The 11,803-nt window shown below is 61.1% G+C and carries 11 protein-coding genes; all 11 read left to right on the forward strand.

Features of this window, described 5'->3' with window-relative positions; genetic code table 11:
* Window positions 1-70 precede the first annotated feature (70 nt).
* The 11 genes from AC1RO5_RS16835 (at window position 71) to AC1RO5_RS16885 (ending at window position 11,551) form a co-directional block, all read left to right on the forward strand.
* The gene (locus AC1RO5_RS16835) at window positions 71-382 is read left to right on the forward strand and encodes a hypothetical protein (RefSeq protein ID WP_018928436.1); all 312 of its coding nucleotides are present in this window, start codon (window positions 71-73) and stop codon (window positions 380-382) included.
* A 48-nt stretch (window positions 383-430) separates the two neighbouring features.
* Window positions 431-829 carry a DUF2946 domain-containing protein gene (locus tag AC1RO5_RS16840; RefSeq protein ID WP_493176350.1) on the forward strand — a complete coding sequence of 133 codons (399 nt, stop codon included), beginning with the start codon at window positions 431-433 and terminating at the stop codon, window positions 827-829.
* 48 nt (window positions 830-877) lie between these two features.
* Window positions 878-1,357, forward strand: coding sequence for a copper chaperone PCu(A)C (locus AC1RO5_RS16845; RefSeq protein WP_493176352.1), 480 nt, complete (start codon window positions 878-880; stop codon window positions 1,355-1,357).
* Between the two features lie 21 nt (window positions 1,358-1,378).
* Window positions 1,379-1,849, forward strand: coding sequence for a DUF2946 domain-containing protein (locus AC1RO5_RS16850; RefSeq protein WP_493176353.1), 471 nt, complete (start codon window positions 1,379-1,381; stop codon window positions 1,847-1,849).
* 83 nt (window positions 1,850-1,932) lie between these two features.
* Window positions 1,933-4,050 carry a TonB-dependent copper receptor gene (locus AC1RO5_RS16855; RefSeq protein WP_493176355.1) on the forward strand — a complete coding sequence of 706 codons (2,118 nt, stop codon included), beginning with the start codon at window positions 1,933-1,935 and terminating at the stop codon, window positions 4,048-4,050.
* A gap of 150 nt (window positions 4,051-4,200) precedes the next feature.
* Window positions 4,201-5,580, forward strand: a complete 1,380-nt coding sequence (locus AC1RO5_RS16860; protein ID WP_493176357.1) for a PepSY-associated TM helix domain-containing protein — start codon at window positions 4,201-4,203, stop codon at window positions 5,578-5,580.
* A gap of 151 nt (window positions 5,581-5,731) precedes the next feature.
* On the forward strand, window positions 5,732-7,852 hold the full coding sequence (locus AC1RO5_RS16865; RefSeq protein WP_493176359.1) for a TonB-dependent receptor: 2,121 nt from the start codon (window positions 5,732-5,734) through the stop codon (window positions 7,850-7,852).
* 185 nt (window positions 7,853-8,037) lie between these two features.
* Window positions 8,038-8,826 (forward strand): ABC transporter ATP-binding protein, encoded by a 789-nt coding sequence (locus AC1RO5_RS16870; protein ID WP_493176360.1) that lies wholly within the window; start codon window positions 8,038-8,040, stop codon window positions 8,824-8,826.
* A complete protein-coding gene (locus AC1RO5_RS16875; protein WP_493176362.1) occupies window positions 8,823-9,770 on the forward strand; it encodes an ABC transporter substrate-binding protein in 948 nt (315 codons plus the stop codon). The genes AC1RO5_RS16870 and AC1RO5_RS16875 overlap by 4 nt, the downstream gene beginning before the upstream one ends.
* Window positions 9,767-10,777, forward strand: a complete 1,011-nt coding sequence (locus AC1RO5_RS16880; RefSeq protein WP_493176364.1) for a FecCD family ABC transporter permease — start codon at window positions 9,767-9,769, stop codon at window positions 10,775-10,777. The genes AC1RO5_RS16875 and AC1RO5_RS16880 overlap by 4 nt, the downstream gene beginning before the upstream one ends.
* Before the next feature lie 402 nt (window positions 10,778-11,179).
* On the forward strand, window positions 11,180-11,551 hold the full coding sequence (locus AC1RO5_RS16885; protein WP_493176365.1) for a DUF6124 family protein: 372 nt from the start codon (window positions 11,180-11,182) through the stop codon (window positions 11,549-11,551).
* The last annotated feature ends 252 nt before the right edge of the window (window positions 11,552-11,803 follow it).

The following is an 11,803-nucleotide window of genomic DNA, read 5'->3' on the forward strand; positions in this document are numbered from 1 at the left end:
TCGACTGACTTGTGGGCTCACAACTTAACACCCATATTTCAAGCCCCACCCATGTAACGGGAAATGGCGGATGACTGAAAAATTCACTCGCTTCGATATCACTGAGTTTCTCCTGACGTCTGCCGATATGTGGCACTACATCAAGGCCTGCGAAGAGGAAGACCCAGGCGATGGAAGCTTCAATCGTGTAGCGCTCAGAGATGTCAAACACACAATCCGGGCAAGAATCCAAAGTGACCCTCAATTCGCTCAGGCATTAAGAGTCGAAGTCGCTACACTCTTTCAAAACGGCGAGGCTGAGCTTGCACGCCGGCTGCTCGATATGCTGACTGACTCGCTGCGACACCACACCGCACGCGGTCTTTTTACTTATCGCCCCTGATCAGGCTAAATAGCCGCGCCTGATCGCCCACTCAAACGGATCTGTCCCATGTCCCGACAACGGCTCGCATTTGCCTGGATCGCCTGCTTTGCAGTGCTGTTCAACATGCTCGCCATGCCGATGTCCGGAGCGATGGCGCAAACGGCGAAATCGCCGGCCGAACAGTTGCTGTGGGGCAGTTTCTGCTCTTCCAGCGGCACGAAGCTGGTGGCGATTTCCCTGGGCGACATCGAGCAGAAAGCCCCGCAGAACGACGATCATTCCAACATGCAGCATTGCTGGTGTTGCTCGGGCTCCGCGCCGTTGGTGGCGTTGCCGGGGCATGCGCCGCAGTTGTATTTCGCGCGTTTCGACGCCAATCGAAGCGTGCCGCCCGCCACGCTCGACACACCGACACCGCGCCAGCAATGGCCGAGTCTTAACCCCCGCGCGTCCCCTCTGGTGTGATTCCTTCTCGCAATTGACCTGCGTTTTGAATCGTTCTGGAGAACTGCCATGTTGAACAAACTCATCGTCCTGGCTGTGTTGCTGCTGCCTGCCTGTTTTGCCAATGCCCACGAATACAAGGTTGGCGAACTTGAGATCGCCCATCCGTGGTCGCAGGAGTTGCCGCCCAACGCGCCCACCGTCGCGGCGTATTTCGTGATTCACAACAGCGGCAAAACCGCTGACCGGCTGCTCAGCGTCGGATCGCCAATATCCGGCAAGGCCGAGTTGCACGAACATGTGATGCAACACGATCTGATGAAAATGCAGCAAGTGCCCAACGTCGAGATTCCGGCTGGTGGCGAAGTCACCTTCGCCCCGATGGCGTACCACGTGATGCTGCTGGAGCTCAAAGACCGCAGCCTGTTGAGCGACGGCAAGCACTTTCCGCTGACCCTGCACTTCGAGAAGTCCGGTGATGTAACGGTCGAGGTCTCGGTGCAGAAAAAGGCACCGGACGGCATGCAAGAGCACATGCACGCCCAGTAATCGCCTCCGTTGAAAACGCCTATGCGCCCGCATAGCGCCAGGTCATCCGCGCGCCGCCGTCAGCCAATGAGCCTGACCCGCGGCAGCTGGATCAGCCTGTTCGCCATGCTGATGATCTTTATCGGCCCGCTGATTTCTCAGTCGATGCCGATGGATTCGCGCGCGCCTGCTTCTACAAGCATGGCTATGGGCATGTCCATGAACATGTCGATGGACATGAGCATGGACATGTCGGCGATGGAGCACGCCGACCACGATGCACAACCCGCCGCCGAACACTGCCGGCCGGCAGCCGAGCATCACGTGCTGTGGGAAAAGTGCGGCTATTGCAGCCTGCTTTTCAATTGCCCGGCGCTCACCGGTGGCGCTTCATTCACCGCGTTCGATACCCCCCCCGCCACCACCTTCACCACACCCGCCACCCGCCTGGGCCATGCCCGGCAAACCTTCTTCCCCGGCGCCCGCACCCGCGCCCCGCCCATCGTCGCGTAAACACCCGCCTCTGATCTCACACGGTTTAGAAGACAGCCACAGGCTGCCGGCCGTGTCGTTTACGACTGTTCGATGGAAATTTCATGTCCAGGTTTTCTGCTGACACACGTTTGGGCGCTGCCCAGGCTTTTTTTGCCCTGAATCAATCCCGCGTTCGCTTCAGGCACGCCACCGCCGCTCTTTGCGGCTTGTTGCTGACGCCAATGGTGCTGGCCGATGAACACGCCGGCCACACCGAAGAACTAAGCCCGACGGTGATCACCGCCATCGCGCCGAGCTCGCCGCTGACCGTCGTCACCAACCCCAAGGACCCGCGCCAACCGGTGCCGGCCAGCGACGGTGGTGATTATCTGAAGACCATCCCTGGCTTCGCGCTGGTGCGCAACGGTGGCACCAATGGCGACCCGGTGCTGCGCGGCATGTTCGGCTCGCGTCTGAATATCCTCACCAACGGCAGCATGATGCTCGGCGCCTGCCCCGGCCGGATGGACGCGCCGACCTCATACATCTCACCGGAAACCTACGACAAACTCACCGTGATCAAAGGCCCGCAAACCGTGCTCTGGGGCCCCGGCGCATCGGCCGGCACCATCCTGTTCGACCGGGAGCCGGAAAGCTTCGGCGAACTCGGCACCCGGGTGAATGCCAGCGTATTGGCCGGCTCCAACGGCCGCTTCGACAAAGTGCTGGACGCCGCCGCTGGCGGGCCGCTGGGTTACGTGCGCGTGATCGGCAACACCGCGCATTCCGATGACTACAAGGACGGCAACAACGACACCGTGCCCTCGCGCTACGACAAGTGGAACGGCGATGTTGCTGTCGGCTGGACGCCGAACGCCGACACCCTGCTGGAATTGACTGCCGGCAAGGGCGACGGCGAAGCCCGTTACGCCGGGCGCGGCATGGACGGTTCGCAGTTCTTGCGCGAAAGCCTCGGCCTGCGCTTCGAGCAGTCGAACATCGGTGAGGTGCTGGATGAGGTCGAGGCGCAGGTCTACTACAACTACGCCGACCACGTGATGGACAACTACACCCTGCGCACACCGTCCGGCACCGGGATGATGGCCGGCCCGATGGCCTCCAACGTCGACCGCCGGACCCTCGGTGCGCGGATCAAAGCCACCTGGCGCTGGGCCGATGTGCAGCTGATCAGTGGCCTGGATGCGCAGACCAACGAACACCGCCAACGCAGCGCCATGGGCGTCGACACTTACAAGGATGTGCCCCGCAACAAGGACGCCGACTTCCACAATTACGGCGTGTTCAGCGAACTGACCTGGTACGCCGCCGACCGTGATCGACTGATCACCGGCGCACGACTGGACCGTGCTTCGGCCAAGGATTATCGGCAGACCATCGGCTCCGGGATGATGGCCCGCCCCAACCCGACCGCCGACGACACCCGTGCCGACACACTGCCCAGCGGTTTCGTGCGTTACGAGCATGACCTGGCCGACAGCCCGACCACGCTGTACGCGGGCCTCGGCCATGTCCAGCGCTTCCCGGATTACTGGGAGCTGTTTTCACCCAAGTCCGGCCCTGCCGGTTCGGTGAATGCGTTCGACTCGATCAAACCGGAGAAAACTACCCAGCTCGACTTCGGCCTGCAATACAAGACCGCAGACCTCGAAGCCTGGGCCTCGGGTTACGTCGGGCAGGTGCGTGACTACATCCTGTTCAACTACACGCCGGGGATGATGGGCATGACCTCGCAAGCCGAGAACATCGACGCGCGAATCATGGGCGGCGAACTCGGTGCGGCCTACAAGCTGACGCCCAACTGGAAAGCCGACGCGACCCTGGCCTATGCCTGGGGCAAGAACAGCAGCGACGGCAGCGCCTTGCCGCAGATGCCACCGCTGGATGCACGTTTCGGCCTGACCTACAGCGAAGACAACTGGAGCGCCGGCGCCTTGTGGCGGGTGGTCGCGGCGCAGAACCGCATCGACCGGAACAAGGGCAACGTGGTCGGCAAAGACTTCGACAAAAGCTCGGGGTTCGGCGTGTTCTCGCTCAACGGCGCGTACCGGATCAACAAAAACTGGAAGGTCAGCAGCGGCGTCGACAACTTGTTTGGCAAGGCCTACGCCGAACACCTGAACCTGGCCGGCAACGCCGGTTTCGGCTTCCCGGCCAATGATCCGCAAGCCATCAACGAACCGGGGCGCACGCTCTGGACCAAGGTGGACATGAGCTTCTAACAAGAAAAATCAAAAGATCGCAGCCTCCGGCAGCTCCTACGGGATGTGTGTACACCCGCAATTGCGGCGGCATCCTCGGCCCATGTAGGAGCTGCCGAAGGCTGCGATCTTTTAACAAAAACAATTGAATCGCCACGCGGAGCACACCCGATGAAACAACCCAAACCGAATTTCTACAACCTGGCCTGGCGTTGGCATTTCTATGCCGGCCTGTTCGTCGCGCCATTCATGGTGATGCTGGCCCTGACCGGCATCGTCTACCTGTTCAAACCACAACTCGATCCGTTGATGTACGGCAGCCTGATGAACATCCCGGCCGGTCATCACACCGTGGCCGCCGACGACCTGCTCAAACGGGTGAAAGAGGCCTATCCACAAGCCCGGATCAAACAATACCTGCCGCCGGTCAACGCTGAACGCAGCGCGCAATTTGTGGTGATCAATGAAGGTCATGAACTGAACGTGTTCATTGATCCATACCACGGCGACATCCTCGGCGAGCAGGATGCGAAGAACAATCTGCAGGCGCTCGCACGTTCGATCCACGGCGAGTTGATGATTGGCACCGTCGGTGATCGGCTGGTGGAACTGGCCGCCGGCTGGGGCGTGGTGTTGGTGGTCTCCGGCGTCTTTCTGTGGTGGCCGCGTGGCCAGCGCGCCGGCATTCTCTGGCCGCGCTTGAACAGTCGCGGCCGCGTGCTCTGGCGTGACCTGCACGCAGTGACCGGGTTCTGGGGCGCGGCCTTGCTGCTGGTGATGCTGCTCAGTGGCATGACCTGGACCGGGTTCTGGGGCAAGCAATACGCCGACCTCTGGAACCGCTTTCCGGTCGCGATGTGGAATGACGTGCCCAAATCCGACGTCGAGGCCCGCAGCCTCAACAGCGCCACGCGCCAGACCGTGCCGTGGGCCATGGAAAACACGCCGATGCCAATGTCCGGCGACCACGCCGAACACATGGCTCACACCGGCACGCAGGCCGGTCCGGCAGCGCCGACCATCAGCCTGCAAGACGTGCAAAACATCGCCGTGCAGCGCAAGGTCGAGCCCGGCTACAGCATCACCTTCCCCACCACCGCCACCGGTGTGTTCACCATCGCGGTGTTCGCCGACGACCCGCGCAACGACGCCACCCTGCATGTCGACCAATACACCGGCGACGTCCTCGCCGACGTGCGCTGGCAGCAATACAGCAACGTCGCCCGGGCCACGGAAGTCGGCGTGATGCTGCACGAAGGCAAGATGTTCGGCCCGTTCAATCAGATCATCGTGCTGCTGATCTGCCTGATGATCTTGCTCAGTGCCGTCAGCGGCGTGGTGATCTGGTGGAAACGTCGGCCACAAGGCAAATTCGGTGTGCCGCCGTTGCGTCACGACCTGCCAAAATGGAAAACCGCGATGGTCATCATGTTCGCGTTGGCAGTGATGTTTCCGCTGGTGGGGGCTTCGCTGGTCGTTGTGTGGGCATTGGATTGGCTGCTGTTGTCGCGCCTGGGTCGGCAAACTGAATCCACCTCACCTTCATCATGAAACAGGCGAGATGCGCGTTTTAGAAGGATCTGTAGACTTTTCGCGCTTATCTCACGGCCATTTTTAGTGTTACTGTATAACGAAAATGTGCCGCCATTGCCCGCAGCCGGATGCTGCGGGTTTTCTTTTGAAGAAGTGACTCACTGCCTCGATGAACAAGTACCTCTTGTCCGGCCTCTGCCTGCTCGCGATGAATAGCAACGCCCAGGCGCAGCCGTTGACCCTGCCCACCGGCACCATCACCGCTCAAGCCAATGACGACGACACCGTCAGCCTGAACACCCCGACCACCGCTGGTACGCGCCTTAATCTCACCTCGCTGGAAACCCCGGCCAGTGTCGAAAGCCTGACTGGCGAGCAGCTCCGCGTGCGGGGTGATCGCAGCGTGCAGGACGCAGTCTCGCGCAGCACCGGGATTAGCCGCACTGGTACGCCCGGCGATGGCGGCACGTCATTGTCGGCACGGGGTTTTACCGGGCAAAGTTCAGTAATGCAGTTGTTCGACGGTAATCGGATGTATACCGGCATGGGCACCGTGACGTTCCCGGTGGACACCTGGTCGGTGGAGCGGGTCGATGTGCTGCGCGGCCCGGCGTCGGTGCTGTATGGCGAAGGCGCGACCGGTGCGGTGGTCAACGTGATCCCGAAAAAACCCTTCGAAGGCGAGATCGAAAACCACGTTCGCCTCGGTTACGGCTCCTACGACAGCCAGCAGCAAGCCTTCGACAGCGGAGGATCGTTGAGCGATACCTTGAGCTACCGCTTGAACCTCAATCGCCTGCGCAGCAATGGTTGGGTCGACCGTGGGGATTCATCCAGCGACTTCATCAGCGCCGCCCTGCGCTGGCAAGCCACGGACGATCTGGCGTTCACCCTCGCCCACGATTACGGCGACCAGAACCCGATGAATTATTTCGGCACGCCGCTGATCAACGGGCGCTTCAAAGAGAGCCTGCGCAACAAGAACTACAACGTCAGCAACGACAAGCAGCATTACAACGATCAATGGACGCGCCTGACCAGCGACTGGCAGATTTCTGAAAACATCAGTTCGAGCAACGAACTCTATTACCTCAAGGCCCAACGCCGCTGGCAGAACGCCGAGAACTACAACTTCGACCGCGACACCCAGCAGCTCAGCCGCAGCGGCTATTTCGGCATCGGCCACCAGCAGGAACAAGTCGGCGACCGCCAGACCTTCACCTTCAAACACTCGCTGTTCGGCCTCGACAGCCAGACCGTGACCGGCGTCGATTACAACCGCATCCGCTTCCAGCTCGACAGCAACTCGCCGTTCACGGACGTCTTGCCCGAAGGCCAACCAGTGGACGTGTATCACCCGCAGCGCGGCAACTTTGAAAGTGCCGATCCGTACCGCGATCAGTTCCAGTCCACCACCAGGCAAATGTCGGCCTTCGCCGAGAACCGCACCCAGCTGAGCGAACGCTGGTCCTTGGTGACCGGGGTGCGCCGCGACTATGTGCATGTGGACCGCGACAACCTGGTCGATGGCAGCCAAAGCGACAAGACCCTGACCGGCAACAACTGGAAGGCCGGGCTGGTGTTTGCCGTGACCCCGGACACTTCGTTCTACGGCCAGTACGCCACCAGCACCGACGGTGTCGGCGGCCTGATTTCCCTGAGCCCGAGCCAGCAGCAATATGACTTGTCCACCGCGAAACAAACCGAGATTGGCGTGAAACAGATGTTCTGGGACCAGCGCGGCGAGTGGACTTTGGCCGCCTATCGCATCGTCAAAAAGAAGCTGCTGACCGATGACCCAGGCAACCCGACACTCAAGCAGCAAGTCGGCCAGCAATCGTCCAATGGACTGGAAGCCAGCCTCGATCTGCAACTGCCGCACGCCTGGCAGTTGCAGGCCAACGCCGCCATCGTCAAAGCCAAATACGATGACTTCGAAGAGGTGGTCGGCGGTGTGCCGGTGTCGCGCAACGGCAATCGCCCGGTGGACGTGCCACGGCGCACCGCCAATCTGTGGTTGAGCAAAGCGATCAACGATGACCTGAGGGCCGGGGCCGGTGTGCGTTATGTCGATGCGCGTTATGCCGACATGGCCAATCAGAACGAACTGCCGAGCTACACCGTGGTGGACGCCACGCTGTCCTGGAAAGCGCTGCGTCATACGACGCTGGGGTTGCAGGTGAACAATCTGTTTGACCGCCAGTACGCGCAAAGCCAATACAATGAGGGCCAGCAGTGGATCCTCGGCGAACCGCGATCGTTTTTCGTCACCGCTGACTACACCTTTTAAAAGATGGAATGCTCTTGTGGCGAGGGAGCTTGCTCCCGCTGGGTTGCGAAGCGACCCCAAAACCAGGCGCCCCGGTTTTCTCTGACACTGCGCATTGGCTGGTTTTGCGACTGCTACGCAGCCGAGCGGGAGCAAGCTCCCTCGCCACAGGTTGTGTGCCGGTTTGAACGATCATCAGGAATGAAATGACCTCGCTGAACCTCACGAACCTCGCCTGGACACCCCTGGGCCACGGCCACTGCCATCACCAGTTCCAGCTGCGTGACGCATCGTTGCACGTGGCTGCCGGCGAGTTCGTCGGGTTGATCGGCCCCAACGGCAGCGGCAAGACCAGCCTGTTGCGGTGCGCTTATCGCTTCAGTAAACCGGAAAGCGGTGAAGTAAAACTCGACCATCACAACGTCTGGAAACAATCCTCACGCTGGTGCGCGCAACGCATCGCGGTGGTGTTGCAGGAATTCCCCGATGCCTTCGGCCTGACCGTCGAGGAAGTGGTCGCCATGGGCCGCACGCCGCACAAAGGCCTGTTCGACGGCGACACGCTTGAAGACCGAAAGCTCGCAACCCACGCCCTCGAATCAGTCGGACTCAAAGGCTTCGAAGACCACGCCTTCGCCACCCTGTCCGGCGGTGAAAAGCAGCGCGTGATCCTCGCCCGCGCCCTGGCCCAGCAACCGCAATTGCTGATCCTCGATGAGCCGACCAATCACCTCGACCCGCGCTATCAACTGGAACTGCTGCAGCTCGTCAAGCGTCTGCGGATCGGCACGCTGGCGAGCATCCACGACCTCAATCTGGCGGCAGCGTTCTGCGATCGGCTGTACGTGATCCATCACGGTCGCATCGTGGCCTGCGGCCCCCCCAAAGAAGTCCTGACCACACACCTTCTGCATAACGTGTTCGGCGTCGACGCCCTGATCGATGACCATCCCTTGCACGGCTACCCACGAATCACCTGGATAACCCAACCATGACTTTGCGTTCCCTGCTTTGCGTCGCGTTGTTGCTGGGCAGTGCCCATGCCTTCGCCGAGGCCACGAAATACCCGCTGACGGTTCAGAGTTGCAACCGTGCAGTCACCTTCAAGCAAGCGCCGAAACACGCGGTGAGCCACGACATCAACATGACCCAGATGATGCTCGCCCTTGGCCTCAAACCCAGGATGGCCGGTTACAGCGGCGTGACCGGATGGAAATCGGTGACGCCTGAGATGCAGACCATCCTCGATGGCTTGCCGGAGTTGGCGGCCAAGTACCCGTCAGTGGAAACCCTGCTCAACGCCAACGTCGACTTCTTCTTCGCCGGTTGGGATTACGGCATGCGCGTCGGCGGTGACCTCACGCCGCAAACCCTGCAACCGCTGGGCATCAACGTCTACGAGCTCACCGAGTCCTGCGCGTTCGTGATGAAGCGTCCACCGGCCAGCCTGGAAGACACCTACAACGACCTGCGCAACCTCGGCAAAATCTTCGACGTGCAGGATCGCGCCAATGCCGTGATCGCCCAGATGCAGGCGCAAGTCGCCGAGGTGCGCAAGGACCTGCCGACGGACAAGCCTCGGGTGTTTCTCTACGACAGCGGTGAAGACCGGGCCATGACCTCCGGCCGTCTCGGCATGCCGCAGGCGCTGATCGACGCGGCCGGCGGGCGCAACATTCTCGATGACGTCGAGGCGAGTTGGACCCGGGTCAACTGGGAGAACGTGGTCGAGCGCAATCCGCAGGTGATCGTGATCGTCGATTACGGCGAAGTCACCGCCGAGCAGAAGGAGCAGTTTTTGCTGAACAACCAGGCCCTGCAATCGGTGGACGCGATCAAGAACCAGCGCTTCATCGTCATTCCTTACGTACAGGCCACCCCGGGGATCGACAACGTGCTGGCGGTCGAAACCCTGGCCAAGGGTTTCCACGGCGAATGATCGACCGTCGCTATGCCTTGTTGCTGATCGGCCTCGGCGTGCTGTTGCTGATGTCGTGTGTGGTGTCGCTGGGCTTCGGCCCGGCGCGGGTGCCGGTGGACGTGGTGTGGCGGATTCTGCTGCACAAGATTTTCAGCATCGGTGTACCGGACTGGGCCACCGGACAGGAACACATCGTCTGGCTGATCCGCGTACCGCGCATGTTGCTCGGCGCGCTGGTGGGCGCCGGCCTGGCGTTGATCGGCGCAGTGCTGCAAGCGGTGACGCGCAATCCGCTGGCAGATCCACACCTGCTCGGCGTGACCTCCGGCGCGACCCTCGGCGCAGTGATCGTGGTGTTGCATGTCGGTGAAATCGTCGGCCTGCTGACCTTGCCCATCGCGGCGTTTATCGGCGCGCTGCTGAGCATGTTGGTCGTGCTGATGATCGCCAATCGCAATGGGCGGCTGGACAGTGATCGGTTGCTGCTGTGCGGTGTCGCGGTGTCGTTCGTGATGATGGCGATCGCCAATCTGCTGCTGTTTCTCGGTGACCATCGCGCCAGTTCGGCGGTGATGTTCTGGATGCTCGGTGGCCTCGGGCTGGCGCGCTGGGAATTGCTCGCCGTACCCGCCATCAGCGTGTTGCTGGGGTTGGTTTTACTGCTGGGCATGGCCCGGCCGTTGAATGCGTTGATGGCCGGCGAGCAGACCGCCGTGACCCTGGGCCTCAATGCCCGCACCGTACGGCTGCGGGTGTTTTTGATTGCCTCGCTGATGACTGGGGTGCTGGTGTCGATCAGCGGCTCGATTGGTTTTGTCGGGTTGATGGTGCCGCACATTGCACGACGGTTGGTGGGTGCCGAGCATCGTCGGTTGTTGCCGGTGTGCGTGTTGTTGGGCAGCCTGTTTCTCGTCTGGGTCGACGTGGCCGCACGAACCTTGATCGCCCCGGAAGACTTGCCCATCGGCGTCGCCACCGCCGCGATTGGCGGGCTGTTCTTCATCGGCCTGATGCGCCGGCGCTGACTCACCGCTCCCACAGGGTGATCGTTCCCACGCTCCCGCGTGGGAACGCCGCCAGGGACGCTCCGCGTTCCGCTTTGAATGTTTAACGGATGTATCAGAACTCAGACCTTTCCCACGCATCTTTCAGGTTGCCCGTCGGAAGCGGGCTCTCTAGTCTTTGGCTGTCGCTGACAACTCAGCGATCGGGCGTGAGAACCCGGTAGCCCTGTTAATCCAACATCAGTACCACCATAATTGCCGCCAGCTTACCGCTGCGTGCAATGCTCTATGGCGGCTGTGTGCGGGCGGACTTCGGTCCGGCCGGGTTTGGGGTACGACCGGTTTCTCACTCCGCACATAGCTGCCACCCCTTCATCGCGTGAGAAACGATAAGTGGTGGCTCCATTTGATTTGGTGCCCCTAATGAATAAAAAAATCGTTCCCGACCCACCCTTCAACACCACCACCCCCAACGCCGAAGCCTCGCGCAACGAAGAATTACTCAAGGATCGCGAAGCCATCAAACGCGCCCTCGACTACTACCTCGATCCCCTAGCGCCCTACACCGAAAAACCCCGCCGCCCCAGCACCATGTTCATGGTCGCCCCGAATATGGATACCGAAAGCCTCCTGGCCCACGCCTGTGAATCGTTAGCCACGGCGAGTGTCCTGGCCAGCGATTTCGCCAACGACCTGACCGGCCCGCAGCGCTACACGGCGCTGGCGATTCAACAAAGCATCATGCTGGCGGAACTGGCGGTTAACCGGGCGCTGGATAACGTCGACCCGGCGTAGCCTTCAAACACACCGCAATACTGTAGGAGCGAGACTTGCCCGCGAAAGCGGTGGGGGCAGACACATTGATGCTGGATGTGCCGCCGTCTTCGCGAGCAAGCCTGTAGTTGTTCATCCATGATGGGGGTACTCCATTGAGTCATCATTGAGCACCCACTGTCGCACTGAGAAATACGCCCATGGCGGTGCATAGTTATTTCTCTTCCCTGACTGATTGCGTTCGCGTGGCCACGGGGGCGATTGGCGGTTTTT

The organism is Pseudomonas sp. GW822-FHT02G04 (assembly GCF_058802085.1).

What these genes read in the sequence shown, in the direction of transcription:
- AC1RO5_RS16835 (WP_018928436.1), top strand. Translation starts at nt 71, where the DNA reads ATGACTGAAAAATTCACTCGCTTCGATATCACTGAGTTTCTCCTGACG.
- AC1RO5_RS16840 (WP_493176350.1), top strand. Translation starts at nt 431, where the DNA reads ATGTCCCGACAACGGCTCGCATTTGCCTGGATCGCCTGCTTTGCAGTG.
- AC1RO5_RS16845 (WP_493176352.1), top strand. Translation starts at nt 878, where the DNA reads ATGTTGAACAAACTCATCGTCCTGGCTGTGTTGCTGCTGCCTGCCTGT.
- AC1RO5_RS16850 (WP_493176353.1), top strand. Translation starts at nt 1,379, where the DNA reads ATGCGCCCGCATAGCGCCAGGTCATCCGCGCGCCGCCGTCAGCCAATG.
- AC1RO5_RS16855 (WP_493176355.1), top strand. Translation starts at nt 1,933, where the DNA reads ATGTCCAGGTTTTCTGCTGACACACGTTTGGGCGCTGCCCAGGCTTTT.
- AC1RO5_RS16860 (WP_493176357.1), top strand. Translation starts at nt 4,201, where the DNA reads ATGAAACAACCCAAACCGAATTTCTACAACCTGGCCTGGCGTTGGCAT.
- AC1RO5_RS16865 (WP_493176359.1), top strand. Translation starts at nt 5,732, where the DNA reads ATGAACAAGTACCTCTTGTCCGGCCTCTGCCTGCTCGCGATGAATAGC.
- AC1RO5_RS16870 (WP_493176360.1), top strand. Translation starts at nt 8,038, where the DNA reads ATGACCTCGCTGAACCTCACGAACCTCGCCTGGACACCCCTGGGCCAC.
- AC1RO5_RS16875 (WP_493176362.1), top strand. Translation starts at nt 8,823, where the DNA reads ATGACTTTGCGTTCCCTGCTTTGCGTCGCGTTGTTGCTGGGCAGTGCC.
- AC1RO5_RS16880 (WP_493176364.1), top strand. Translation starts at nt 9,767, where the DNA reads ATGATCGACCGTCGCTATGCCTTGTTGCTGATCGGCCTCGGCGTGCTG.
- AC1RO5_RS16885 (WP_493176365.1), top strand. Translation starts at nt 11,180, where the DNA reads ATGAATAAAAAAATCGTTCCCGACCCACCCTTCAACACCACCACCCCC.